Source organism: Staphylococcus debuckii (assembly GCF_003718735.1).
GTDB classification, from domain to species: domain Bacteria; phylum Bacillota; class Bacilli; order Staphylococcales; family Staphylococcaceae; genus Staphylococcus; species Staphylococcus debuckii.
In genome coordinates, this window is sequence record NZ_CP033460.1 from 1,102,311 (window position 1) to 1,129,131 (window position 26,821).

Annotated in this window: 26 protein-coding genes and 1 riboswitch; of the genes, 16 read left to right on the top strand and 10 right to left on the bottom strand. The window is 37.8% G+C overall.

Annotation, left to right across the window (positions count from 1 at the left end):
• Window positions 1-26: 26 nt before the first annotated feature.
• The 5 genes from qoxD to CNQ82_RS05140 form a co-directional block, all read right to left on the bottom strand.
• Window positions 27-317, bottom strand: coding sequence for a cytochrome aa3 quinol oxidase subunit IV (qoxD, locus tag CNQ82_RS05120; protein ID WP_123144373.1), 291 nt, complete (start codon window positions 315-317; stop codon window positions 27-29).
• Window positions 314-916, bottom strand: coding sequence for a cytochrome aa3 quinol oxidase subunit III (gene qoxC / locus CNQ82_RS05125; protein ID WP_095106066.1), 603 nt, complete (start codon window positions 914-916; stop codon window positions 314-316). The genes qoxD and qoxC overlap by 4 nt, the downstream gene beginning before the upstream one ends.
• A complete protein-coding gene (gene qoxB, locus CNQ82_RS05130) occupies window positions 909-2,891 on the bottom strand; it encodes a cytochrome aa3 quinol oxidase subunit I (RefSeq protein WP_095106064.1) in 1,983 nt (660 codons plus the stop codon). The genes qoxC and qoxB overlap by 8 nt, the downstream gene beginning before the upstream one ends.
• On the bottom strand, window positions 2,891-4,003 hold the full coding sequence (gene qoxA, locus CNQ82_RS05135) for a cytochrome aa3 quinol oxidase subunit II (protein WP_095106062.1): 1,113 nt from the start codon (window positions 4,001-4,003) through the stop codon (window positions 2,891-2,893). The genes qoxB and qoxA overlap by 1 nt, the downstream gene beginning before the upstream one ends.
• A gap of 300 nt (window positions 4,004-4,303) precedes the next feature.
• On the bottom strand, window positions 4,304-4,621 hold the full coding sequence (locus CNQ82_RS05140; protein WP_095106060.1) for a DUF5011 domain-containing protein: 318 nt from the start codon (window positions 4,619-4,621) through the stop codon (window positions 4,304-4,306).
• A 386-nt stretch (window positions 4,622-5,007) separates the two neighbouring features.
• Here CNQ82_RS05140 and CNQ82_RS05145 point away from each other — a divergent pair, with 386 nt between their 5' ends.
• Together CNQ82_RS05145 and CNQ82_RS05150 are read left to right on the top strand one after the other, a co-directional pair.
• The gene (locus CNQ82_RS05145; protein WP_123144374.1) at window positions 5,008-6,156 is read left to right on the top strand and encodes a globin domain-containing protein; all 1,149 of its coding nucleotides are present in this window, start codon (window positions 5,008-5,010) and stop codon (window positions 6,154-6,156) included.
• A gap of 125 nt (window positions 6,157-6,281) precedes the next feature.
• Window positions 6,282-7,358 carry a M42 family metallopeptidase gene (locus CNQ82_RS05150; RefSeq protein WP_123144375.1) on the top strand — a complete coding sequence of 359 codons (1,077 nt, stop codon included), beginning with the start codon at window positions 6,282-6,284 and terminating at the stop codon, window positions 7,356-7,358.
• Window positions 7,359-7,467: 109 nt separating this feature from the next.
• Here CNQ82_RS05150 and folD read toward each other — a convergent pair whose 3' ends face one another.
• Window positions 7,468-8,325: a bifunctional methylenetetrahydrofolate dehydrogenase/methenyltetrahydrofolate cyclohydrolase FolD gene (folD, locus tag CNQ82_RS05155; protein WP_123144376.1), complete on the bottom strand. Its 858-nt coding sequence runs from the start codon at window positions 8,323-8,325 to the stop codon at window positions 7,468-7,470.
• Window positions 8,326-8,533: 208 nt separating this feature from the next.
• Between folD and purE the strand changes: the two genes are divergently transcribed.
• The 11 genes from purE to purD are packed head-to-tail and all read left to right on the top strand — an operon-like array spanning window position 8,534 to window position 19,726.
• Window positions 8,534-9,016 (top strand): 5-(carboxyamino)imidazole ribonucleotide mutase, encoded by a 483-nt coding sequence (gene purE, locus CNQ82_RS05160; RefSeq protein ID WP_123144377.1) that lies wholly within the window; start codon window positions 8,534-8,536, stop codon window positions 9,014-9,016.
• Window positions 9,003-10,130, top strand: coding sequence for a 5-(carboxyamino)imidazole ribonucleotide synthase (gene purK, locus CNQ82_RS05165; RefSeq protein ID WP_123144378.1), 1,128 nt, complete (start codon window positions 9,003-9,005; stop codon window positions 10,128-10,130). Before purE ends, purK begins: the two co-directional genes overlap by 14 nt.
• Window positions 10,130-10,834: a phosphoribosylaminoimidazolesuccinocarboxamide synthase gene (gene purC, locus CNQ82_RS05170; protein WP_123144379.1), complete on the top strand. Its 705-nt coding sequence runs from the start codon at window positions 10,130-10,132 to the stop codon at window positions 10,832-10,834. Before purK ends, purC begins: the two co-directional genes overlap by 1 nt.
• Window positions 10,834-11,100, top strand: a complete 267-nt coding sequence (gene purS / locus CNQ82_RS05175; protein WP_095106041.1) for a phosphoribosylformylglycinamidine synthase subunit PurS — start codon at window positions 10,834-10,836, stop codon at window positions 11,098-11,100. Before purC ends, purS begins: the two co-directional genes overlap by 1 nt.
• Window positions 11,100-11,771: a phosphoribosylformylglycinamidine synthase subunit PurQ gene (gene purQ / locus CNQ82_RS05180; protein WP_123144380.1), complete on the top strand. Its 672-nt coding sequence runs from the start codon at window positions 11,100-11,102 to the stop codon at window positions 11,769-11,771. Before purS ends, purQ begins: the two co-directional genes overlap by 1 nt.
• Complete coding sequence (gene purL / locus CNQ82_RS05185; protein ID WP_123144381.1) at window positions 11,764-13,953, top strand: phosphoribosylformylglycinamidine synthase subunit PurL; 2,190 nt, start codon at window positions 11,764-11,766, stop codon at window positions 13,951-13,953. The genes purQ and purL overlap by 8 nt, the downstream gene beginning before the upstream one ends.
• The gene (gene purF / locus CNQ82_RS05190) at window positions 13,932-15,353 is read left to right on the top strand and encodes an amidophosphoribosyltransferase (protein ID WP_123144382.1); all 1,422 of its coding nucleotides are present in this window, start codon (window positions 13,932-13,934) and stop codon (window positions 15,351-15,353) included. Before purL ends, purF begins: the two co-directional genes overlap by 22 nt.
• Window positions 15,354-15,357: 4 nt before the next feature.
• Entirely contained in the window at window positions 15,358-16,395 is a 1,038-nt protein-coding gene (gene purM, locus CNQ82_RS05195; RefSeq protein ID WP_123144383.1) for a phosphoribosylformylglycinamidine cyclo-ligase, read from the top strand.
• A complete protein-coding gene (purN, locus tag CNQ82_RS05200; protein WP_123144384.1) occupies window positions 16,392-16,958 on the top strand; it encodes a phosphoribosylglycinamide formyltransferase in 567 nt (188 codons plus the stop codon). The genes purM and purN overlap by 4 nt, the downstream gene beginning before the upstream one ends.
• 17 nt (window positions 16,959-16,975) lie before the next feature.
• Window positions 16,976-18,454, top strand: a complete 1,479-nt coding sequence (gene purH / locus CNQ82_RS05205) for a bifunctional phosphoribosylaminoimidazolecarboxamide formyltransferase/IMP cyclohydrolase (RefSeq protein ID WP_123144385.1) — start codon at window positions 16,976-16,978, stop codon at window positions 18,452-18,454.
• 24 nt (window positions 18,455-18,478) lie between these two features.
• Window positions 18,479-19,726 (top strand): phosphoribosylamine--glycine ligase, encoded by a 1,248-nt coding sequence (gene purD, locus CNQ82_RS05210; protein WP_123144386.1) that lies wholly within the window; start codon window positions 18,479-18,481, stop codon window positions 19,724-19,726.
• 93 nt (window positions 19,727-19,819) lie between these two features.
• Here purD and CNQ82_RS05215 read toward each other — a convergent pair whose 3' ends face one another.
• The 4 genes from CNQ82_RS05215 to CNQ82_RS05230 all read right to left on the bottom strand — a co-directional run bounded on the left by CNQ82_RS05215 (window position 19,820) and on the right by CNQ82_RS05230 (window position 23,055).
• On the bottom strand, window positions 19,820-20,044 hold the full coding sequence (locus CNQ82_RS05215; RefSeq protein WP_123144387.1) for a hypothetical protein: 225 nt from the start codon (window positions 20,042-20,044) through the stop codon (window positions 19,820-19,822).
• A 226-nt stretch (window positions 20,045-20,270) separates the two neighbouring features.
• Window positions 20,271-21,065, bottom strand: a complete 795-nt coding sequence (locus tag CNQ82_RS05220; RefSeq protein WP_123144388.1) for an energy-coupling factor transporter transmembrane component T family protein — start codon at window positions 21,063-21,065, stop codon at window positions 20,271-20,273.
• Entirely contained in the window at window positions 21,058-22,467 is a 1,410-nt protein-coding gene (locus CNQ82_RS05225) for an ABC transporter ATP-binding protein (RefSeq protein WP_123144389.1), read from the bottom strand. Before CNQ82_RS05225 ends, CNQ82_RS05220 begins: the two co-directional genes overlap by 8 nt.
• A gap of 12 nt (window positions 22,468-22,479) precedes the next feature.
• On the bottom strand, window positions 22,480-23,055 hold the full coding sequence (locus tag CNQ82_RS05230) for an ECF transporter S component (protein ID WP_095106016.1): 576 nt from the start codon (window positions 23,053-23,055) through the stop codon (window positions 22,480-22,482).
• Window positions 23,056-23,158: 103 nt separating this feature from the next.
• A riboswitch (TPP riboswitch) is annotated at window positions 23,159-23,263 on the bottom strand.
• A 249-nt stretch (window positions 23,264-23,512) separates the two neighbouring features.
• Between CNQ82_RS05230 and auxA the strand changes: the two genes are divergently transcribed.
• From auxA to CNQ82_RS05245, 3 genes are all read left to right on the top strand, one after another.
• On the top strand, window positions 23,513-24,814 hold the full coding sequence (auxA, locus tag CNQ82_RS05235; RefSeq protein WP_123144390.1) for a lipoteichoic acid stability factor AuxA: 1,302 nt from the start codon (window positions 23,513-23,515) through the stop codon (window positions 24,812-24,814).
• A 116-nt stretch (window positions 24,815-24,930) separates the two neighbouring features.
• Complete coding sequence (locus tag CNQ82_RS05240; RefSeq protein ID WP_123144391.1) at window positions 24,931-26,118, top strand: class I SAM-dependent rRNA methyltransferase; 1,188 nt, start codon at window positions 24,931-24,933, stop codon at window positions 26,116-26,118.
• Window positions 26,119-26,133: 15 nt separating this feature from the next.
• Window positions 26,134-26,694 carry a DUF697 domain-containing protein gene (locus CNQ82_RS05245; RefSeq protein ID WP_123144392.1) on the top strand — a complete coding sequence of 187 codons (561 nt, stop codon included), beginning with the start codon at window positions 26,134-26,136 and terminating at the stop codon, window positions 26,692-26,694.
• Window positions 26,695-26,821: the final 127 nt, after the last annotated feature.

Sequence of the window (26,821 nt, forward strand, 5' to 3'; positions counted from 1 at the left end):
TGCTCACTTGAATATAATTCCTTATATTACATATGTGAACTGTGTCCGCCGACCATTACCCAGTATGAACCGATTACAGTTACAAGAGTAATGATAATGGCGAAGATGACTTTGAATGTTTGAGCTTGTCCATCTTTACCTTCAGTTAAATGCATGAACATTAATAACTGAACTGCAGCTTGGATAAAAGCGAATCCAAAGATAATTGTAATTTTAGCATTGAGTGTCAATGATGTGTAAAGAGTTACGAAAACTGCGAGTAGTGTCAAAACAATAGAAGCTATAAAGCCGACTGTATGTTTTACGATTGTATTCATCCGCTATACACCATCCCTATCATATAGACTGCAGTAAAGATGAAAATCCATACAACATCTAAAAAGTGCCAATATAAACTTACGATAAATAATTTTGGAGCATTATGTTCATTAAGTCCACGTGTTGCCACTTGGATTAATAAGCAAATGATCCAGACGATACCTAACGATACGTGGGCACCGTGAGTTCCTAACAAGATGAAGAAACTTGACCAGTAAGAACCGATTTGCGGTGTTACACCTTCAGATACATAGTGTGCGAATTCGAAGATTTCTAATCCAACGAAGACTGCACCAAGTGCAACTGTGATGATCATCCAAATCATCATTAATTTTTGTTTTTCTTTTCTCATATAGTAAATTGCGATACCGCATGTATATGAACTGATTAACAATGCGAATGTCATCAATAATACTAAAGGAAGTTCAAACAAATCAGTTGTTAATTTGTCTGCGTAATCACCGGCATGTTGCATAATAAGCAACGTTGCAAATAGAGTACCGAATAAAGAGAATTCAGCTGTTAGGAAGATCCAGAAGCCAAACTTGTTCAAATTACCTTCATGCGAACGCGCATCAATAGTCTTTGTATCATGCATGACTTGCAGCCTCCCTTTCTTTTTCACGAGCCTCACGAAGTTTCGCTTCAGTAGCAGCTACTTCAGAAGCTGGAATGTAGTAACCGTGATCTTCTTGGAAGCTTCGGTAAATCATGCAGCCGAATACACCGATTAAGCAGATGATTGCTGGAATGATTGTATCGAAAGTCAAGAAGAATCCGCCGATTGTCATGAAGATACCCATGAAGAAACCAACTGGTGTGTTGTTCGGCATATGAATATCTTTATAGTTATGATTGTCTAAATAATGACGACCTTGTTTTTTCATGTCTACAAATGTATCTAAATCATCCCAATCAGGAGTGATAGCAAAGTTGTAAACAGGAGGTACAGATGAAGCAGTACTCCATTCTAAAGTACGGCCAAGACCCCAAGAGTCACCTGAAGCAATTCTTGGTGATTTAAGGTGACTGTAGATAATGTTAGCAACTAAGAATAATACACTTGCTGCCATCATTAATGCACCGATTGTTGAAATAACGTTTAACATGAACCAACCGTCTGAAGGCATGTAAGTGTATAAACGACGTGGCATACCATCTAATCCAAGAATGAATTGAGGCATGAAACATACGTTGAAACCAATTACAAATAACCAGAAGAATGGTTTGTTCAAACGTTCATTCAATTTGTAACCCATCATCTTAGGATACCAGAAGATAAGTGCTGCGAAACAAGCGAATACAACACCACATACCAATGTGTAGTGGAAGTGGGCAACTAAGAAATACGTATTATGGTATTGATAGTCAGTAGACGCCATTGCAAGCATTACACCGGTAACCCCACCGATAGTGAATGTTGGGATAAATGCTAATGAGAATAGCATTGGTGATTCGAAACTGATTCGACCTTGATATAAAGTGGCTAACCAGTTAAAGATTTTAACTCCGGTAGGCACAGCGATTAACATTGTTGAGATTGAGAAGAATGAGTTGATTAACGCACCATTACCCATTGTGAAGAAATGGTGGACCCAAACTAAGAAACTCAAGAATGAAATAGCAGCTGTTGCCCAAATCATACTTTTATGTCCGAATAAGTGTTTACGTGCGAATGTCGGAATAATATCTGAGAAGATACCGAATGCTGGAAGGACAACGATATATACTTCAGGGTGCCCCCATACCCAGAAGAAGTTCGCCCATAACATCGGCATACCGCCATTTGCGACTGTAAAGAATTGAGTACCGAAAATACGGTCAATTGTCATAAGCGCTAAAGTAACTGTGAATACTGGGAATACCAAGATTACGATTAAAGCAGTGATAAATGTTGTCACTGTGAACATTGGCATTTCCATAAATTTCATAGTTGGTGATTTACATCTTAAGATTGTTACAAAGAAGTTAATACCAGTCATTAACGTACCGATACCTGAGATTTGAATCGCAAGTAAGTAGTAGTTAACCCCAGGACCAGGACTGAATTCACCAGCAAGTGGTGCATAGTTTGTCCAACCTGCAGCAGGTGAACCACCGACGATAAATGAAAGGTTGAATAGTAACATTGCGCCTGCGAACAACCAGAAACTGATGTTGTTCATTACAGGAAAGGCAACATCACGTGCGCCGATTTGCAATGGAATTACTGCGTTCCATAATCCGAAGATGAAAGGCATTGCCATGAAGATGATCATGATAACACCATGTGTTGTGAAAATTTCGTTGTAGTGGTTTGCTTCCAAGAACGTATTGTTTGGAATTGTTAATTGAGTACGCATTAATAGTGCATCAATACCACCGCGGACGAACATTAAGATTGCACAAAGCAAGTACATGATACCGATTTTTTTATGATCGACAGTTGTAAACCATTCTTTGTACAGATATTTCCACAATTTAAAGTATGTGATTACTGCGATGACACCAATAACTAGGAAAGGAGCACCGATTTGCGCCATTGTAATCATCCAGTTACCGTGAACGAGTAATTCATTCCATGGGAAATTCATTAATGTTCACCTCCATCATTTTTCTTTTCTAGCTCAGAAGCTTTTTTGTCTTTAGAGTTTTTGTGAGCTTTTTCCATTTCGTCCATATTATGAGATTCTTCTTTCTTGAACTCATTATCATATGGTTTGTCGTTTGGCAAGATCATTTCTTTCATGCCGTGACGGTTGTACATAACGTTTGTAATTTGTGCTTTACGTGCTGGATATTTTGCATCTGGTTTGCTTAAAACGCCTTCTTTTTGATCATAGAAGTTTGGATCTTTCGGTGTGAAGTGGAAACGTTTGTAAGCATAGAAGATGTATTCAGGATCGGCAGCTGGATCAACAAACGCCATATGCGTACCGCTGAATGTCAACTCTTGGTTTTTAGTTGTAGGTAAAAGTTGTTTATCGAAAGTATCTTGTTTAAGAACTTCTTTTTTCTTAGCTTTATCTACCCATTTATTAAACTCTGAGTTGTTGACAACGTGAACAGGGAAAGTTTGACGAGCGAAGCCTTCACCGTTGAAGTTTGAGTTACGACCTCGGTATGTACCTTCTTTGTCACCTTCTAAAGTCCATTCCATTGTCATAGCTGTCATAGCATATTTTTGACCGCCAAGTTGTGGAATCCAGAAACTTGTCATAGTATCCATAGATTGCAATTTGAATACTACTGGACGATCTTTTGGAATCGTTAAGTGATTCACTGTTTCAATCTTTTGCTCTGGATAAGCAAAGAACCATTTGAAACCTGCACTAGTTGCATAAACAACGACTGGGTCTTTGTCGCTAGCAGGCGGTTTTTCGTAATCATACAATGTTTTGACAGTTGGAATTGCCAAAGCAAGTAAGATAATGAATGGTACGATAAACCAAATAGTTTCTAACAATGTGCTGTGATGTATTTTGCCTGATTCAGTGGTATTTGAATAACGGTATTTATAAGAAAATACAGCAAACAATACAAACACAACCGCAACAATAACAAGCATAAAGATGATTGAATAAATAATCAGCCATTTCAAACTGCTTGCCATTGGCCCTTTTGGGTTAAGTACTTCCATATTTTGACAACCGCTGAGTAAAATCAACGAGCCAAATAGTAGAAGCAAAGACTTGATTTTTGACACTTTATTGACCTCCTAATACTACAATTGTAGGGCTTAACAATAATTTTAAGATATTACGTGATATTTACAAGTGGGTGGAGGAAAATTTTTTCGAAAAAATTAAAGAAAGCCCAACAGACACTAGGACTGACGGGCTTTCACAGATTTGTTAAAATTATGTGTCCATTTTGTGAATACTGACATAAATTACATTCCACACTAAAATAGGCGCTGTAGTTGAGAACGCTTATCAATTAAGGGGTTAAAAGCGGTAGCACCTAATTTAAAAATAAACACATTGTTATTAAATTTTATTTCGAATCATTTGACTTCTATGTAACGTTCGGAAATTTCTTTCGCACCATCCGAGTCAATGACTTGATATTCAACTTTATACTTACCAATTTTATTAGTATTGACGTTTCCGTTAACTTTAATTTGGTCAGTTAAATCTCCATCTTCTTTATCATAAGCACTGACCCCGTTTAACAGGTTATAGCTTTCACCTTTTTGAATGATTGCATCTTCAACGCCTTTTAATTCAGGTACAGAGTTGTCAGTGGCTTCAGCATTTAAGTTAGGTGTTACAAGAGTTGCTGAAACGCCTAAAGCTGATAAAGACTGTAATAATTTGTGCATTTTATCGACCTCCGAATTCAATGGCTTACTAACGAGTGAGTTTATATTTATACTATAACGATTTCTTTATCAAGTCACATCATACTATGGACCTAATATTTAGAACACTTACAATATTAAATGATAATTATGAAAATTGGATTAAAAACGCGTAAAAATTTGTTCTATTGCTGAATTGTGAACAAAAATAGACGTTAAGAAAGGGGACAAAAGTAACTAAATAAGAAATGGTGTTTAAAAAAAGGATAAGTGTATATAAAAAATAATAGAAACGTGTCTAAATTAGTTATAATTTTTGACTATTGTGTGAACTCAAGCTTTAAATGTTTATATATCGTGAAAAGCGTATTATGATTGGAATTGAGTCGAAGAGGGAGTGAAGTTAAATGTTAACTGAACAAGAAAAAGATATTATTAAACAAACAGTACCAGTATTACAAGACAAAGGTGTGGAAATTACGTCATTCTTCTATAATAGAATGTTTAATGAACACCCTGAACTTCGTAATATGTTTAACCAAACTAACCAGAAAAAAGGTTTGCAATCTACAGCTTTAGCACAAACTGTATTAGCTGCTGCAGCAAATATAGAAAATTTAGGTGCTATTATGCCTGTAGTAAGAGAAATTGCATATAAACACTGTGCATTGCAAGTACCGCCAGCTGGTTATGAAATCGTCGGCGAAAATTTAATTGCTGCAATTATGGAAGTCTTGGGATTAGAAGAAGATGATCCTATCATTAAAGCTTGGGTAAATGCGTATTGGGAAATTGCAAATGTATTTATAGATGTTGAAAAACAAATGTATGCGGATATGTTATGGGATGGTTTCCAACCATTTAAAATTACTAATATTGAAAATGTTGCTTCTGATATCAAAGCATTTACAGTTTCATCTGAAAAATATGATTTAAGTCAATTTATCCCAGGTCAATATATTACAGTAGATGTTTCTAGTGATAAATTGCCTTACAGAGCTAAACGTCACTATTCTATCGTGGGCGGAGACGAAGATACTTTAACATTTGCAGTAAAACGTGATGTAACTAAAGACAATGAAGGTGAAGTTTCTACAATCTTACACGATGAATACAGTGTTGGAGATGATTTGAATTTAACAGCTCCTGTTGGTGCATTCAGATTGCATGAAACAGATAAACCTCAATTGTTCCTTGGTTCTGGTATCGGTGTGACACCGTTAGTATCTATGTTCGAAGCAGCGGTACAAGGTGATTCACCAAGTGTTCAATTCATTCAAAATACACGTAACATTTCAGATGTGCCATTTGCTGAACGTTTAGCAAACTTTGCTGCTGAATATGATAATGCCAGCTACACATTGCATGATAGAGAAGCAGATGGATATATTACTAAAGAAGATTTGAAACCGTATGTTTCAGATGATACACAAATTTATATTTGCGGCGGTATCCACTTCTTGAAATCAATCGTAAATGAATTGTATGAAATGGGTGTAGATAAATCACGTATCCACTTCGAAACATTCATCCCACGTTTGAGTGTAGAAGTTTAATAAAGATAGCAAAATAAATAATTTTATAATAAATGCTAGCAGACAAGTCTTATGGATAGGCTTGTCTGCTTTTCTTTATAATTTTTAATTGCTACTATTAGAATTAAAAGAGAGGGGATGTTTAAATGGATGAAACAAATCAATTATTAAAAAATTTAACGGATGTAAATGGAATAGCTGGACATGAAATGCAAGTTAAGGAAACAATGCGTGAGTATCTGAATCCTGTTTCTGATGAGCTGATTGAAGATAACTTAGGCGGCATTTTTGGTAAAAAGAATGCTGCAAAGGGTGATAAAACGTTGATGGTGGCTGGCCACTTAGATGAAGTCGGCTTTATGGTGACAGATATTGATGAAAATGGATTTATTAAGTTTGCGGCAGCAGGTGGATGGTGGAGTCAAGTAATGCTTTCTCAAAAAGTAACTGTGACGACAGAAGACGGCAGTGAAATCAGAGGCGTTATTGGATCGAAACCTCCGCATGTTTTAGCACCTGAAGAACGTAAAAATGCGATGGACATAAAAAATATGTTTATCGATATTGGAGTAGCTTCAAAGGAAGAAGCGGAAAAATTAGGAATTGCACTAGGTGACATGATTACCCCGTATTCTGAATTTGAAGTCATGAGTGATGAAAATTATTTGTTAGCTAAAGCTTTCGATAATCGCTTCGGATGTGCACTTTCAGTAGACGTATTAAGAAACTTGAAAGATGAAGATATCAATGTCAACTTGGTTGCAGGTGCGACAGTTCAAGAAGAGGTAGGATTACGCGGGGCTAAAGTAGCAGCACATAAAATCAAACCAGATTTGGCTATTGCAGTGGATGTAGGTATTGCTTACGATACACCAGGAATGAAAGGTGGCGCTGAACAATCTGAATTAGGCAAAGGGCCATTAATTGTCTTTATGGATGCTACTATTATTGCTCACGTTGGTTTACGCAGACATATTAAAAAAGTAGCTGAAGAAAAAGGTATTGAAGTACAGTGGGGCACGACTCAAGGTGGCGGTACAGATGCCGGTAGTATTCACCTAGTTGATGATGGTATTCCTTCGATTGTAATCGGCGTACCTTTGAGATATATGCATTCTAATGTTTCTATTATGCATAAACAAGATTACTTAAATGCTGTGAAACTAGTTACTGAAGTTGTGAAATCTTTAGATAATGATGTAGTAGAAAATATAAAATGGTGATTTATTGAATATCAGGAGGTGGAACAAAATGGTGTTCCTCCTCCTTTTTTATTCAACAAAAAAATCGGAATGTCCCTCAAACATTCCGATCCACTATAACCCTTACTTATTATTGGATGCCGCGACGCATTTTTTCAGCTAACAATGTATTGTTTAATACCATTGTAATCGTCATAGGACCTACTCCTCCAGGAACAGGTGTAATAGCGCCCGCAATTTCTTTAACGTCTTCATATTCGACATCGCCTTTTAATTTTCCGTTTTCATCAGGTGTATTACCGACATCGATAACAACTGCGCCTTCTTTTACATCATCTTTAGTTACAAGTCCAGGTTTACCCACAGCGCTGACAATAACATCCGCGTCTTTAAGATGTTTGCTCATGTCTTTTGAATGAGAATGCAAGATTGTAACAGTAGCGTTTTGCTGAATTAATAATTTAGAGACAGGTTGGCCGACAATGTGACTGCGTCCAATTACTACAGCATCTTTACCATCTAAATCAATATCCGCATTTTTTAGTAATTCCATAATACCAAGTGGTGTACAAGGAACGAAAGTTTGTTCATCAATATATAATTTACCGATGTTTTGTGGATGGAAGCCGTCAACATCTTTCTCAGGATTAATGGCTTCAAGTACTTTTTGTTCACTTACTTGAGATGGAAGCGGTACTTGAACAAGAATGCCGCTGACAGAATCATCATTATTTAAACGGTCAAGTTCGTTTAATACTTCTTCTTCAGTAGCTGTTTCTTCTAAATGTACGATTTCTGAAATCATACCGATTTTTTCAGCAGCTTTCTTTTTAGATTTTACATAGCTTAAACTCGCCCCATTATTGCCCACTAGAATTACTGAAAGTTTCGGCGTATAGCCCTTTTCTTTTAACGCTTCGACTTGATCTTGCAATCCTTGACGATAGTCCTTGGCAATTTGTTTGCCATCTAAAATTTTTGCAACCATGTGTAAATTCCTCCTAAAAAATTTTCGAACTTTAACATAGATTTAAAAGTGTAAATTAACGAATTTACGTATAATTACGTAATTTTCTTTAAAAAATCTATTGAAAGTTCGATTTTTGATTGAAAAAGCATGACCTGATTTGTTATGCTATATCTGTAATATACAACTTACTTGATTAAAATTTCAAATAATTGAAAGGGTGTTCAATTTGAAAGTGGCAGTTATTATGGGCAGTTCTTCTGATTGGGATATGATGTCAGAAAGTTGCCAGATGTTGGACCAATTTGGAATCCCGTACGATAAAAAAGTAGTATCCGCACATCGTACGCCTAAGTTAATGTTCGACTTTGCGACAGAAGCCAGATTAAATGGATATGATGTTATTATTGCCGGAGCAGGCGGAGCGGCACATTTACCAGGTATGGTTGCTTCTATGACGACATTGCCTGTTATTGGAGTTCCGATTGAATCAAAAAGTTTAAAAGGATTAGATTCATTACTATCGATTGTTCAAATGCCAGGTGGTATTCCAGTTGCTACAACAGCAATCGGAAAAGCAGGCGCTAAAAACGCAGGTATCTTGGCAGCACGTATTTTAAGCATCCAGAGTGATGAAGTACGTCAGAAATTAGAAGCATATCAACAATCATTAGTAGACAAAGTAGGAGAGATGCAAAGTGAACTTCAATAAATTAAAGTTCGGCGCCACTGTAGGTATTATCGGCGGCGGCCAATTAGGCAAAATGATGGCGCAATCTGCTCAGAAAATGGGCTTTAAAGTGATTGTGCTTGACCCTGACCCTGATGCGCCTTGTCAGTACGTAGCGCATGATTTCATTAATGCAGCATATGATGATATGGAAGCTTTAAGACAATTAGGAGAAGCTTCTGATGTCATTACTTATGAGTTTGAAAATATCGCTGCAGACCAATTGCAAACATTAACTGAAGAATTCAATGTACCTCAAGGTTATCAAGCGATTCACTTACTTCAAGATCGCTTGACTGAAAAACAAACATTAGAATCAGCTGGCACTAAGATTGTTCCTTATGCACAGTTGACATGTCCTTCTGATTTAGAGGAAACTGCAGAAAAATTAGGCTATCCATTTATGGTTAAAACACGTTTCGGCGGCTATGACGGCAAAGGTCAAATTCTAGTGAGAAATGAACAAGATATGGATGAAGCAAAAGAGCTTGTTGAAAAACAAGAGTGTGTGGCTGAGCAGTTCCTTGATTTATACAAAGAAGTTTCACTCACAGTGACTATCGGAAATGGTGGTCAAATCTGTTACTTCCCGCTTCAAGAAAACGAACACCGCAACCAAGTACTTTTTAAAACAATCGTTCCAGCTCGTTCTGACAAAGAAGCAGAAGCTAGAGCTGAAGTAGACAAGATTACAGAAAAGGTTCATTTCGTCGGTACCTTTACAGTCGAGTTCTTTATTGATAAGAACAACAATTTATACGTGAATGAAATCGCACCGCGTCCGCATAATTCAGGACATTATTCGATTGAAGCTTGTGATTATTCACAATTCGACACACATATATTAGGTGTGACTGGCCAAAAGCTGCCAGAAAGTATTGAAATCTTAAAACCGGCAGTTATGATGAACTTGCTAGGAAAAGATTTAGACTTATTAGAAGACGAATTCGGTGATCATCCTGAATGGCACGTGCATATTTACGGTAAAGCAGATAGAAAACCAGCCAGAAAAATGGGACATATGACAGTATTGACAGATGATATTGATCAAACAGAGCAAGAAATGTTGGCAACCTTTAAAGGAGGAAACAAGTAATGTCATTATTATATGAAGGAAAAGCAAAACGTATTTTTTCAACAGATGAAGACGGCGTATTACGTGTAGAATATAAAGATGAAGTGACAGCAGGCAATGGTGCGAAAAAAGACCACATCGACGGTAAAGGCCGACTTAACAATCAAATCACTTCAATTATTTTTGAATATCTTAAAGAACACGGTATCCAAAGCCACTTTATAGAACAAACATCCGAAACTGAACAGCTTGTACGTTCAGTAGAAATTATTCCTTTAGAAGTTGTTGTACGTAACATCGCAGCAGGTTCCATTACAAGACGTTTAGGTTTCGATAAAGGACATGAATTCGAAACACCGCTCGTTGAATTCTTCTATAAAAATGATGACTTGAATGATCCGCTTATTACAGATGACCACGTCAAATTATTAAACATTGCAAATGAAGAAGAAATTGCAAAATTGAAAAAAATGGCATTAGAAATTAACAAAGCATTAGTTGAAATGTTAGACAGCATCAATCTTCGTCTCGTTGATTTTAAAATCGAATTCGGCCGTACAAAAGATGGCGATATTTTATTAGCAGATGAAATTTCTCCAGATACTTGCCGTATTTGGGAAAAAGATAGCGATACAAACTTTGATAAAGATGTTTATCGTGAAGATCGCGGTTCAATTATAGACACATACCAAACTTTCTTAAATAAATTGGAGGAACTTAAATAATGAAAACAATCGAATTGCACATCACATTACAACCGCAAGTATTAGATACACAAGGACAAGCACTTAACCGTGCCGTACATGATTTAGGTTATAACCAAGTCAATGACATTCGTGTAGGTAAATTATTGTATTTTACAGTGGATGAAGCAACAGATGAAGCAGTGCATAACATTGTAAATACTTTAAGTGAAAAATTATTTGCGAACACAGTAATCGAAGAATACAACTACAAAGTAGTCGAAGATGATGAAAAGGAGAATGCATAATGAAATTCGCAGTATTAGTATTTCCTGGCTCTAACTGTGATAGAGATATGCTGAATGCAGCATTGAAAACAGGCGCAGAGGCAGAATATGTAGATTACCGCGAAACTTCATTAGAAGGCTTCGACGGTGTATTGATTCCTGGCGGTTTCTCATTCGGAGATTACTTGCGTTCAGGTGCAATGGCAAGTGTAGCGCCAATTATTTCGGAAGTAAAACGCTTTGCTGCAGAAGGTAAACCAGTATTAGGCGTTTGTAACGGTTTCCAAGTCTTAACAGAAGTAGGATTGCTTCCAGGTGCTTTGTTGCATAACGAGACACATTTATTTGTCAGTCGTAACGAAGCATTGAAAGTAGTGAATAACCGTACACCGTTTACACGTGAATATGCTGAGAATGAAACAGTTATTTATCCAGTGGCCCACGGTGAAGGCAACTACTACTGTACAGAAGAAATGTATAAATCACTAGAAGCGAATAACCAAATCATCTTAAAATACACTGACAACCCGAACGGTTCTTACGATGATATCGCAGGTATTGTAAACGAACAAGGCAATGTGTGTGGCATGATGCCACACCCTGAACGTGCATTGGAATCTATTTTAGGAACTGAAGACGGCGTAAAATTATTTGAGTCAATGGTAAATAGTTGGAGGGAACAAAATGCCTAAGTTTATTGAACCGAGTATCGAAGAAATCAAAGCTGAGAAGATTTACAGCGACATGGGATTAACTGATGCAGAATATGATAAAGTGGTTGATATTTTAGGAAGAGAACCAAACTTTACTGAAATCGGAATTTTCTCTGTAATGTGGAGTGAACACTGTTCATATAAACATTCTAAACCTTTCTTGAAACAGTTCCCGACAACCAGCGAACACGTATTGATGGGACCTGGTGAAGGTGCCGGAGTCGTAGATATCGGCGATGACCAAGCAGTGGTATTCAAAGTCGAATCACATAACCACCCATCAGCAATTGAGCCTTACCAAGGTGCTGCAACGGGTGTTGGCGGTATTATCCGTGACATCGTATCTATCGGAGCGCGTCCAATCAATTTACTCAATAGTTTACGCTTCGGTGAATTAAACGAAATTCAAAACCGTACATTAACACGCGGCGTGGTTGCGGGTATCGGCGGTTACGGCAACTGTATCGGAATTCCGACAACAGCTGGAGAAATTGAATTTGACGAACGCTATGACGGTAATCCTTTAGTGAATGCAATGTGCGTGGGTATTATTGATCACGATATGATTCAAAAAGGTACTGCTAAAGGTGTCGGCAACTCTGTCATTTATGTTGGTTTGAAAACAGGCCGCGACGGTATCCATGGTGCGACTTTTGCATCTGAAGAATTAAGCGAAGAAAGTGAAAGCAAACGTCCTTCTGTACAAATTGGCGACCCATTTGTAGGTAAAAAGTTAATGGAAGCAACACTTGAAGCTATCACTTTCTCTGAATTAGTCGGTATCCAAGATATGGGTGCTGCTGGTTTAACATCTTCATCATCTGAAATGGCAGCTAAAGGCGGCAGTGGTATGCACATGCGTTTAGATCAAGTACCTGTTCGTGAAGAAGGTATTTCACCATATGAAATGATGCTATCTGAAACTCAAGAACGTATGTTATTAGTTGTTGAAAAAGGAACAGAACAAAAATTCTTAGACTTATTCGATAAACATGAACTAGACAGTGCAGTTATCGGGGAAGTAACAGATACAGATCGTTTCGTTCTTACTTATGACGACGAAGTATATGCTGATATTCCTGTAGAACCTTTAGCAGACGAAGCGCCTGTATATATTTTAGAAGGTGAAGAAAAAGAATATAATACTTCTAAAAATGATTACAGCAATGTCGATGTAAATGAGGTATTCAAGAAGTTGTTAGCTCATCCAACGATTGCTTCTAAACGTTATTTATACGAACAATATGATCAACAAGTTGGGGCAAATACAATTGTAAAACCAGGTTTGCAAGCTTCAGTAGTACGTGTCGAAGGTACTAATAAAGCCATTGCCTCTACAATTGACGGAGAAGCACGTTATGTATATAACCAACCGTATGAAGGCGGCAAAATGGTGGTAGCAGAAGCTTACCGTAACTTGATTGCAGTAGGGGCAACACCACTTGCTATGACTGACTGCTTGAACTATGGTTCTCCTGAGAAAAAAGAAATCTATCAACAATTGATTGATTCTACAAAAGGTATGGCAGAAGCGTGTGAAGTACTTAAAACACCAGTTGTATCTGGTAACGTTTCTTTATACAACGAAACAAAAGGAACTTCAATTTTCCCAACACCAGTAGTAGGAATGGTCGGCTTAATTGAAGATATTGATTACTTAAATGATTTCCAACCGCATGCTGGAGATAAATTATATGTTGTAGGTGAAACACGTAACGATTTCGGCGGCAGCCAACTTGAAAAATTATTGTATGGCAAAGTCAACCATGAATCAGAAGCCTTAGATTTATCTGAAGAAGTAGCAAAAGGAGAAGCAATTAAAAAAGCAATCAGAGACGGCAAAGCTTCTCATGTGCAAACTGTCGGTAAAGGCGGTTTATTGATTACACTTGCACGTTTCAGTGCTTACTACGGTTTAGGTGTAAATGTGAAATTAGATGTTACAGATGCACAATTATTCAGTGAATCTCAAGGGCGTTATATTGTAGCAGTGAAAGATGGACAAACTTTAGATATTCCGGGCGCTCAAGAAATCGGAACAGTAACTAATAACAAGGAATTTAAAGTAACAAATGGTCAAACAACAGTAGAAGACAACGTGTCGACGTTAAACGAAATTTGGGAAGGAGCAATTCCTCAATGTATGACATCCGCGGATTAAATGAAGAATGTGGAGTCTTTGGAATATGGAATCATCCTCATGCAGCCACACTGACATACATGGCGTTGCATAGCTTGCAGCACCGTGGTCAAGAAGGTGCCGGCATTGTGTGTTCAAACGGCGAATCGCTGTTTGGCGCACGCGGCATGGGTTTGTTAACTGAAGCAATTTCAGATGCACAATTAGAATCATTGCAAGGTTATCAAAATGCAATCGGACATGTGCGTTATGCGACAACAGGAGCAAGCGAGATTGCCAACGTACAACCATTTTTATTCAAACATTCAAAAGGTGATTTAGGCTTAGCCCACAATGGTAATTTGACAAATGCAGTTCAAATTCGCCATGCACTAGAATCTGAAGGCAGTGTGTTCCAAACAACGAGTGATTCAGAAGTACTCGCACATTTGTTGATCAGAGGGAAATCACCTAACATTAAAACCAATCAAAAAGCGGCATTAAATCAAGTTAAAGGTGCATTCAGCTGTGTCATGCTGAACACTAATCAATTAGCAGCAGTGAGAGATAATAACGGCGTGCGACCATTAATGCTAGGCGAAGTAGACGGTGCCTATTGTGTCGCAAGTGAAACATGTGCGTTTCAAGCCATTGGTGCGACTTATATTCGCGACATCGAACCAGGTGAATTAATTACTTTCAGCGGTGAAAATGATATCGATTATGATTATTACTCAACCGATATTAATCACAATATGTGTTCTATGGAATATGTGTACTTTGCACGTCCTGATTCAGAATTCCATAAACATTCTATTTATAACGTGCGCAAAGCCTTAGGTAAAAAGCTTGCGAGTGAGATGGGAATTGAAGCGGATATTGTTATCGGTGTGCCTGATTCATCTTTACAAGCAGCGAAAGGTTTTTCAGAGTATACAGGTATTCCGAATGAACAAGGTTTATTGAAGAATCGTTATATCGGACGTACCTTTATTACACCTGATCAAAGTGTGCGTGAAAAACAAGTACGAATGAAACATTCGCCAATCAGAGATGTCATTGAAGGCAAACGTGTAGTGGTCATTGATGACTCTATTGTACGTGGTACAACAAGTAAGTATATTGTGAAAGCATTGAAATCAGCAGGAGCGAAAGAAGTACATATGGGTATTTCTTCTCCACCTCTCATCGACCCTTGTTATTACGGTATTGATGTGTCAACACACGCTGAATTAATGGCTGCACAACATACTGTAGAAGAAATGCAGGAAATGATCGGAGCAGATTCATTAACGTATCTTTCAGTTGAAGGTATGCACGAAGTATTCCATGAATTTGATTCAAAAGGTGAATGTGATGCTTGCTTTACAGGAAATTATCCAATTGAAATTGTCGATCATCAATTACCAGAAGTAAAAGAACTTAAGAGAAGAGGAGTGTAAAGCTGTGGCAGAGTCATATAAAAATGCAGGTGTAGATATTCATGCAGGTTATGAAGCGGTTGAACGTATGAAAAGTCATGTGCAACGCACAATGCGTAAAGAAGTCTTAGGCGGTTTAGGAGGCTTCGGCGCAGCGTTCGATTTATCACAATTAAATATGCAGAAACCCGTTTTAGTTTCAGGTACAGATGGCGTCGGAACTAAATTAAAGCTTGCGATTGATCATGACAAACATGACACAATCGGTATCGATGCAGTTGCAATGTGTGTGAATGATATTTTAACAACAGGTGCTGAACCGCTTTATTTTTTAGATTATATCGCAACTAATAAGGTCGTACCTGAAGTCATTGAACAGATTGTTAAAGGTGTCAGTGATGGTTGTGAAGAAACGAATACAGCTCTCATCGGCGGCGAAACTGCTGAGATGGGTGAAATGTATCACGAAGGCGAATATGATTTAGCAGGCTTTGCAGTAGGGGCAGTGGAGAAAGATGACTACATTGACGGTTCATCAGTTCAACCAGGCCAAGTCATTATCGGACTCGCTTCAAGCGGCATCCACTCTAATGGTTACAGTTTAGTGCGTCATTTGATTAAAACATCAGGCGTGGACTTAAACGCTGAATTTGCTAACGGACGTACGTACTTAGATACATTCTTAGAACCGACACGTTTATATGTTAAACCTGTTCTAGCGGTAAAAGAGCAAGTGAAGTTGCATGCGATGACACATATCACAGGCGGCGGCTTCTATGAAAATATTCCTCGTGCATTGCCTGAGGGTGTCACTGCTGAAATCGATGTGCAATCTTTCCCGACTCCAGCTGTATTTGACTGGTTGCAAAAAGAAGGCAACATCGAAACTCAAGAAATGTACAATATCTTCAATATGGGAATCGGCTTTACCTTAGTGGTTGATGAAGCGGATGCTAAGAAAGCTATGGATATTTTAAAAGAACAAAATGTTGCAGCTTATCAAATCGGTAAAATTGTTGAAGCAGGCGACGAGCCGATTGTATTAACGGGGGTTAAAGCGTGACTAAAGTAGCAGTTTTTGCCTCAGGTTCTGGAAGCAATTTTGAAAATATCGCACAGCGTGTCCAAGATGGACGATTAGACAATATCGAAATTACAGCATTATATGTGGATCATGCAGATGCTTATGCGATTGAACGTGCTGAGAAACTAGATATTCCTGTTCATGTAACACTACCTAAAAACTTTGATTCTAAAAAAGAATATGAGCAGCAATTGTTGCAATATTTAAAAGAAGAAAAAGTAGAATGGATTATCTTAGCAGGTTATATGCGTTTAATCGGTTCAGATTTATTAGATGCATATGAAGGTCGCATTTTAAATATCCATCCTGCTTTATTGCCGAAATATAAAGGTATTGACGCGATTGGTCAAGCTTATAACAGTGACGATAAAGTCACAGGAACGACAGTACATTTTGTCGACAGCGGTATGGATACAGGTGAAATTATCGAGCAAAGCCAATGTGACATCTATCCAGATGATACTAAAGAACAACTTGAAGACCGCATTAAGAATTTAGAATATGAATTATATCCTAAAGTCATTGCGAACATTATTCGATAAGAGGGGCTATTTTTAAAATGAAAAAAGTAATTTTAAGTGTTTCAGATAAAAGCGGAATTGTAGACTTTGCTAAAGCCTTAGTAAGCTTAGACTACGAATTATATTCAACAGGCGGTACAAAACGTGCGCTAGACGAAGCAGGGGTGCCAGTCAAATCAGTATCAGATTTAACACAGTTTGATGAAATCATGGATGGTCGTGTAAAAACATTACATCCAGCAGTGCATGGAGGTATTCTGGCTGACAGAGATAAACCTGAACATTTGCAACAATTAAAAGATAAAGATATCGACTTAATCGATATGGTCGTTGTAAACTTATATCCATTCAAAGAAACAGTAGCTAATCCAGATGTAACTGAAATGGACGCGATTGAAAATATCGATATCGGCGGACCAACAATGTTGCGTGCAGCTGCGAAAAACTTTAAACATGTGACGACTGTAGTAGATCCTGCTGATTATGATGCAGTAATCGAACACATCCAAAATAATACTTTAGATGAAGTATTCCGCAAATCATTAATGATTAAAGTATTTGAACATACCAATGATTACGACAATGCAATTGTGAACTTCTTTAAAGAAAATAAAGAACCTTTACGTTATGGTGAAAATCCGCAACAAGATGCATACTTTGTACGTACATCTGATGCGCCGAATACCATTGCAGGTGCGAAACAATTGCACGGTAAACAATTAAGCTTCAACAACATTAAAGATGCAGATGCTACGCTAGCATTAGCTAAGAAATTTGAAGAACCTGCTGCTGTAGCAGTGAAACACATGAATCCTTGCGGTGTAGGTGTAGGATCTTCAATCGAAGAAGCTTTCCAAAATGCCTACGATGCAGATAGTCAATCTATTTTCGGTGGAATTGTAGCAGTTAACCGTCCCGTTTCCAAAGAACTTGCTGAAAAATTACATTCAATCTTCTTAGAAGTAGTCATCGCACCTTCATTTACCGAAGAAGCTTTAGAAGTATTAACGAAAAAGAAAAATATTCGCTTGCTTGAAGTTGAAATGACAGTGGATCACGATGAAAAAGAATACGTTTCTGTATCAGGCGGCTATTTAGTTCAAGACAAAGATACCAAAACAATTTCTCGTGAGGACATGAAAGTCGTTACTAAAGCGGAACCGACTGAAGAACAATGGAAAGCGATGGAATTAGGCTGGAAAGTCGTTCCTTCCGTAAAAAGTAATGCCATCATTTTAAGTAACGATCACCAGACAGTCGGTATCGGTGCAGGCCAAATGAATCGTGTCGGCTCAGCTGAAATTGCGATTGAACGTGCGATTGAAATTAACGACAATGTAGCGCTTGTATCAGACGGCTTCTTCCCTATGGACGACACAGTAGAATTAGCAGCTAAATCAGGCATCAAAGCGATTATTCAACCAGGCGGATCTATTAAAGACCAAGACTCTATCGATATGGCAGACAAACACGGCATTGCAATGGTAATGACAGGTGTACGCCACTTCAAACATTAAGGTATCAGGAGGTTTAAGCTGAAGATGAAAGTATTAGTAATCGGCGGTGGGGGCAGAGAACATGTCCTTGCCCATAAATTAAATCAATCTGAACTTGTAGACCAAGTGTACGCAATTCCAGGTAATGCAGCGATGGAAACAGTTGCTGAAGTGCATAGTGAAATTGCTGAAACAGCACATGCTGAAATTGTAGAATTCGCCAAAGACCATGATGTGGAATGGACAGTCGTCGGTCCAGAGCAACCTTTAACAGAAGGCTTGGCAGATCAATTGCGTGAAGCAGGAGTGAAAGTGTTCGGACCAGGCGCAGCAGCCGCACAAATTGAAGGCTCTAAATCATTTGCGAAACGTATCATGGAGAAATACCATATCCCAACTGCAGAATACGTAGAGGTAGATTCTAAATCTGAAGCCTTGAAATATGTTGAAGACTGCAAGATTCCTGTAGTCTTGAAGAAAGATGGTCTAGCTGCCGGCAAAGGCGTAATCATTGCAATGACACGCGATGAAGCTAAAGAGGCTGTAGAAACGCTTTATCCAGAAGAAGAGGGAAAAGTAGTCTTTGAAGAGTTCTTAGAAGGTGAAGAGTACTCTGTCATGACCTTCGTCAACGGAGATTATGCTGTACCATTTGATACCATTGCACAAGACCATAAGCGTGCATTTGATGGCGATAAAGGACCGAATACAGGAGGTATGGGGGCTTATTGTCCTGTACCACATATTTCTGCAGATGTTATAAAACGTACGAATGACGAAATTGCGCAACCGATTGCGAAAGCCATGCAAGAAGAAGGCTATCCATTCTTTGGTGTGTTGTACATTGGAGCAATTCTAACTGAAGAAGGCCCTAAAGTGATTGAGTTTAATGCACGCTTCGGGGATCCAGAAGCTCAAGTATTATTAACACGCTTAGAGAGTGACTTGATGCAGCACATCTTAGATTTAGAAGCACGCAAACCTATTGAGTATCAATGGAAAGATGAAGCGGTTGTAGGCGTTATGCTTGCATCTAAAGGCTATCCTGGATCTTATGAAAAAGGTGTTAAAGTCAGTGGCTTTGATTTAGATGGTCAAACGTTTGTCAGCGGCTTGAAAAAAGAAGGCGATGACTACGTTACTTCAGGCGGTCGCGTAATCTTAGTTATCGGCGAAGGCAAAACAGTAAGTGAAGCTAAAGCAAATGCTTATCAAAAAGCCGATGCTATCGATAGCGAAGGTTTATTCTATCGTCGTGATATTAGCGATAAAGCAATCAAACATGAAGCGTAAAAAAATTATAAATTCGTTCCTAAAACAGCCATACTAAGTGTATAGGCTGTTTTTACTATGCCAAAACAAAAAAGCAAGGAAGCAAATACTTCCTTACTCTTCTGGAACTGATTTAGCCATATCAATATAGGCTTGTTTGTATCCTGCGATAAAACGTGAGCTTCTTTTATTAAATAACTGGCAGAAACGCCATGCTCTTTTACGTTTCTTAATATAACGCTTTAAACGTCGTTTTTTATTTTTCAATTTTGCCATAGTATCGATTTCTTTTGCGGCTTGCTGATAGCCCTTATCATATGCGTCATTTCTCTTTTTCATAATGAAATCCTCCAGTTTCTGTGCGAATATTCAGTATATATTTATTATAGCATTAATTGCTCGATACTTTTAATTATTTTAAGGTGAAAAAATAGCAGCAAACGGCTGAATCGGTAACCGCTCACTGCTGGAAAAGATATGGATGAATGAAAATGTAAAATTGGTATGGGTTGCAGCTCGACTACCACAACCCAGATATGCATTGTAAGGAAATATTGACGATGCGTCAACCACGGACGTCTGTGATTCCTGTAATTGGTAAATAATGTGCTAATAATACAGCAATAATTAAGATTGCCGCAAACAACAGGATAAAGAGGAGGTCACGGTAACTGAATGGTGCGTAATAATAATATGTTCTTGGACCATCTTTGAATCCTTTTTTCTCCATAGCCACTGAAAGCTGATGCGCTTTGCGAATGTTTTGGCTGAGCAACGGAATAATTAAATGCTTCATACGAGCAAAACCACGATAGTTGGCTTTATCCACCATCTGGTAGCGCATCTTCAATGATTTACGCAATTGCACAAATGAAGAAATAATTAACGGAACCATACGGATAGCTGCCATAAAGGCATAAGCTACTTTCGGTTTGACTTTTAAATGCTGCATCAAGCTGTAGAAGATCATCACAATCTGTGAAGTGAAAGCCATTACAATACCAAAGAATGTCACTGTATCTGTACGCATGGATAAATGAAGCCCGCGCACTAAACTTTCAGTTGTGACATTGATGATGCCTAGTTTGAATAATGTATGTGTACCATCCCCATAGAAAATCATGAAAAGGGCAGATACAATACTGAATATTACAGTATAAAGTACAAATAGTGCTGTCACTTTAAATTTCATACCGCCGAAGACCAACAAGAAAATCAGCATGAGTGAAGTCAGATAAATCATAACATCAAAGTTATGCACAAAGATGACAAAGAAGAATAAGAATACACCTAATCCTAACTTAGTAATAATATTTACATTATCTACAAAGGTGAAATAGCGTTTCCATGCCTCATACATTGTCTTCACCTGCCGTTTCAAATAGTTGTTCTTCGCACAGTAAATGTTCTCTTAGCTCAATTCGTCTTGTAGGGTAACGCTCAATAATATGAGGATCGTGCGTTACCATGACAATCGTTTGACCTTGCGCCACACGTTTTTGGAAAAGTGATAATAAGTTGAAAGTGTTATGACTGTCTAAACCGAATGTAGGTTCATCCAGTAGAATAATATCAGCTCGAGAACTTAAAGCCGTTGCTACACTTAAGCGGCGTTTTTGGCCCATTGATAATTCAAAGGGATGGTGGTCACGTACCGCTTCCAAATTCAACAAGTCTATCAACTTGTCTGTTTCTTCTTTTGCATTTTCACCACTAAAGTTGATAAAGATTTCTTCGTAAACAGAATTAGTAATAAATTGTAGTTCTGGATTTTGATAAACCAAATACATATGTTGAGCAGCTTCTTTAATCTTATGCAGTTGCTGATCTTGATAAGTCATTTTACCGCGATATTTTATTAACTGCATCATGGATTCCAATAACGTTGTTTTGCCGGCACCATTTTTTCCAGTAATCGTTATCCACTCACCTGGACCCACAGCTAATTCTGGAATCTGAATCAGTGATTTTTTTCCGCGTACGATTTCACCATTGCTGAATTGGAAATCAGGTTTGATGTGAGTATCTGATGACAAAGTGCTTTCAGGTGCGTAATCCCAAGCATGCGGATGCCACACGCCATATTCAGTCAGTAATGCTTCATGCTGATGCAAAATCACATCAGGAGAATCATCTGCAATAATTTCTCCGCCATAATTCATTAAAATAACGCGGTCAATGTGTTTCCAGATATGTTCAACTTTGTGCTCTACAATTAGCACGGTCTGGTCTTGCCACATATCTTTAATATGATTCCACAAGTCTTCCGTCGCATCTACATCCAACATGGCTGTCGGTTCGTCTAAGAAAAGTGTGTCCGCTTCTTGCAACACTGTTTCTGCAATGGCTAACTTTTGTTTCATGCCGCCGCTTAATTTCTGTACAGTTTGCTTAGGTCCCACATCTAAATCAACTGAGGCTAAAGCCTTCTGAATTAAGGCATCCATGTCTTTACGCGGTACTTGCTTGTTTTCTAATACAAAAGCAAGTTCTTCATAGACCTTGGGCATGCAAAATTGTGTATCTGGATCTTGAAAGATGACACCGCTATTTAAATCGACTTCTAAATCATCATATTTCATCGGTAATTCTATTAAATTCGGAACGATGCCACTTAAGACATTCAGCAATGTACTTTTACCGCAGCCTGAAGGACCTAATAATAGTACCTTTTGTTTATCTGGAATTTCGATATCTAATCCATCAAAGGTTTTTTCAGGCGCATTCGGATATTTGAGTCGTAAATTTTTTGCACGTAACAAGGTAAATTCTCCTTACAAATTATCGTAATCTTTTTGAGAAGCAGGTCTGAATAATTTCGTCACACCTGTCTTATCAAGCGCTTTCACTAAGTAATAAGGGAAGAGACCTGCAAGCACAATACCGCTGACACAACGGAAGAATACATATAAGAATAAGTTCCAGCCTGCTACTTCGCCTAAATAACCATAGTAGAAGTCGATAGGGAAAGTGACTAATGCTGCAGCTAAACCAGCAAGCATTGCGACCATCACAGAGCGTGATTTATAACGGAAGATTGCAAAGATAATCTCACAAGCTAAACCTTGCAATAAACCGTAAACGATGGTTGCAATATCAAAGCGTCCCATGACGATTGTTTCACCGGCACCCGCTGCAAATTCGGCAAGTAAGGCAATACCCGGTTTAGGGATGATGAGGTAAGCTACAACTGCCGCCGCAAACCACATACCGTACGAGAGCTCCTCTAGATGTAATCCAGTCACTTGCATCGCTTTGTATACGAAGTTCCAGATGTTGTAGATGATAGCGAAAATAACTGCAATTAACACAGTTACCAAGATATCTGAAAGTTTAAGTCCTTTTGACATGATCAATAATTCCTCCTAAATATAAAAAAACACACAAACTTGTCTAGCAAGCTGCGTGAAATAGGCATCGGAACAGACCGGCATAACCCTTAACCAAATTGCCGGCAGATCTCCTGCACTTTCCTACGCTAGTCTCAGCTAGATCAGGTTCGAAGGGTTTGAAGCAAAACTGCTTCATCTCAGTTACGAAACACCCCTAGTGCTTTTCTTTATTGATTTATACTAAATGTATGCTTTTTAAAAGGAAATGTCAAGATGATTTCAGTAACAGAAGCCTTGAGGCGCCCACAATTTCATTCGATTTTTCTTAGTAAGCATTTTCATAGAAATTTAGGGTATTATCCGATTGAGTGAAAGACTTAATTTCGATATACTATGTACTACCATAGAATGATTTATTACATTCACTAAAGACACAACACTTATGTTCCTATATAATAACTATGAGGTGAAAAACATGTCGTATATAAAGAAGCACGCTGAGATCATTTTTAGTTTGATTATTGGCATTGTTTCACTTTTTATTGGAATCATAATATTATTAAATGTATCCTTTATCCATAAGCTTGCTAAAGGCGGCAAGGCCGATATACATATCTACAACGTATGGGATTTCGTCAATGCATTCTTCGGTGAAATTATCCGGATTATGAGTCGATTTATCGGTCAGTTTCCTGTTTTTAGTGCCATCTTCATTATAGTGTTCGGCATTGCATTGTTATGGATCGGTTATTTGTTATTTATGACGACGAAATATGATTATGATATCTCAATTTTCTTCCTTATTATAGGAATTCTCTTCTTTATCATTACTATTATCTTGATGACCCAAGTTTATGGGTTTGCAGCCATTATATTTGTGGTGTCATTCTTGGTGCACACAGGATATATTGTATATAAAGATGAATTGAATCATAATCATCGAAAAGAACATTATTTATGGATTATTTGTGCTTACGGTATCAGTTATTTAATCACACAAATTGCTTTGTATGGACGTATTGAAAGCCATGAAATCGCAATGATTGATATTTTAAGTGTGAATGCATTCTTTATTGTAATGTGGATTTTAGCACAAATCTCGATTTGGAATTTCTTGTTCCTGCGCAGATCTTTACCATTGACGAAAGCGGAATTAGGGGAAGAGATGGAATTTTCGCGTACGGATAAAAATGGCACAATGAGCCAGACTAAAGAACAACTTCGCGAATTCCAAGAGCGTACACAAGAATTTACGCATCGTACAAGACGTAGCATTGATTTAGAAAAAATGAGAAATAAGCGTGATAAATTTAAAAATACGATCAAAGAAAAAATTGATATCCAAGACGATGATATTCCAAATTGGATGAAGCGTCCGAAATGGATTAAACCTGGAATTGTAGAATTAATCTGCGGTATCATTTTATTCTTATTTACATTGTTAGAGTTAAATAATAGAAATGCTTTGTTTGCATCTGGAGAGTGGGAGTTATCGCAAACCTCTTATGTGATTGAGTGGATTACTTTATTCCTATTACTCATCATTATTATTATTTATATCATTACGACGTTAACGCATTTCTTACGAGGCAAATTCTATTATGTGCAAATGTTTATGATCAGTATTTTATTCTTTAAATTATTGACTGAGTTTGTGAATATTATGATTCATGGATTGTTATTATCGATTTTTATTACACCAATTTTATTAATTATGCTGGTTGCAGTGATTATTGCATTTGTGATTCAGATGCGTACACCTGTGGACGGCCAGTAGCATATTGAGCTGGGGAACTCTAAACGGTTTCTCAGCTTTTTGAGTCTTTCTTTTTAGAAAGGGAAGTTAGGATACGTTATGATGAAGACAAATAATTATAGAAGGCGGAATGGATTATGAAGACAGCGGTTATTAATAAGGGTAAGGAGCAGAAGTATTTGAACCACTATCCGTTAGTGGATGAAGAGGATATTTATGAGCACAGTCACTTGGTGGATGGAGATGTTTTCCATTTGGTGATGGATGATGGACGTTATTTGGCGACTGCTTATGTCGGACGTCAGCATAAAGGTTTAGGCTGGGTATTGAGTTATGATACTGAGCAGCAGATTGATGAAGCGTTCTTTGCGGAGTTATTCCAAGAGGCTTTGGATTATCGTCAATATTATTTCAATGTGGATGGCACGAATGCCTTTCGTCTTTTCAATGCAGAAGGGGATGGCATCGGTGGCTTAACGATTGATAATTATGATGGCCATTTGCTGGTACAATGGTATTCTAAAGGGATTTATGCTTTCAGAGATATCGTACTGCAAGCCATTCAAGAGGTCTTTCCTTATACTTCAATTTTTGAAAAAACGCGCTTCAAAGATGATGCAGTCGAAAGCGGATTTGTAACTGGAACAGCGCCGGAATTTCCAATTATTATTGAAGAGAATTTCACGTTCTATAATGTGGATTTAGATGATGGACCAATGACGGGTATTTTCTTAGATCAAAAAGAAGTGCGTAAAAAGTTGCGTGATGTGTATGCGCCTGAGCGTCATGTATTGAATCTGTTCAGTTATACTGGTGCTTTCTCAGTGATTGCAGCGGAAACGGCTGTGGATACGACGAGTGTGGATTTAGCGAATCGCTCTAGAAGTTTAACAGAGGAGAATTTCGGGGTAAATGGTATTGACCCGAAATCACAATTTATTTACGTGATGGACACCTTTGATTTCTATCATTATGCTGCAAGACATAATCGTGTGTACGATACGATTGTGATTGATCCGCCAAGTTTTGCGCGTAATAAGAAGAAGGTATTTACGGTGCAGAAGGATTATCATAAGTTGATTGAAGAAGCGCTGCCTATTCTCAATGAGGATGGCGTCTTAGTGCTAAGTACGAATTCAAGTGCGCTTTCTTCTAAAGCATTTAAAAATATGATTAAAAAGACGTTGGATGAAGCAGGAGTGGACTTTGAAATTGAAGAGGTAATGGGACTGCCGAAAGATTTTAGAACACATCCGCATTATAAACCTTCTAAGTATTTAAAAGTGGTCTTCGTTCGGGTATCGAGTAAAGAAGTAATCATATAATGGAGGGTCATAATTATGGGAATTAAAGATAAATTCATTAAAAATACAAGTGATAAATTAAGTAATAAAGTCTTAGATTTGGAACCTGTTACTGGAAAGTCGGCTTTGCCAGTCAATGAGAGTGATTTATCACGCAGACGTGAACGTGCTGAAGAATTAGTACGCAAGAAATCAATGTGGTCTTCAGCAGCAAGCATAGTACCGATTCCAGGGCTCGACTTCGGTGTAGATTTGAAATTAATGAAGGATATTATTGAAGACATTAATAAAATCTATGGCTTAAATCACAAACAAGTCAGTCATATGAGTGATGATTTGAAAGAACGTATCTTGGCAGCGGCTTCGATTCAAGGCAGTCAGTTTATTGGACGTGCCGTTTCTAAAGCTATTTTGAAAGTAGCGATTAGAGATGTAGCGAAACGTACGGCGGCGAAACAAACGAAATGGTTCCCTCTAGTCGGTCAAGCAATTTCTGCCTCTATCAGTTATTACTTTATGAAAAAATTAGGTAATGAACATATTGAAAAATGTGAAAGCGTTGCCAAAAGAATTTTAGAAACACCGACTGGCAAATAATTGTTATTTTTTCACAAATTGATAAAAATACTACGCTTACAAGGAATTAACAAATTGAATTTAAAGGTATATTTTGGTAAAGTTAAGGTGTAATAATGTTAAGGTGACTAATCACCAATTAATTGAT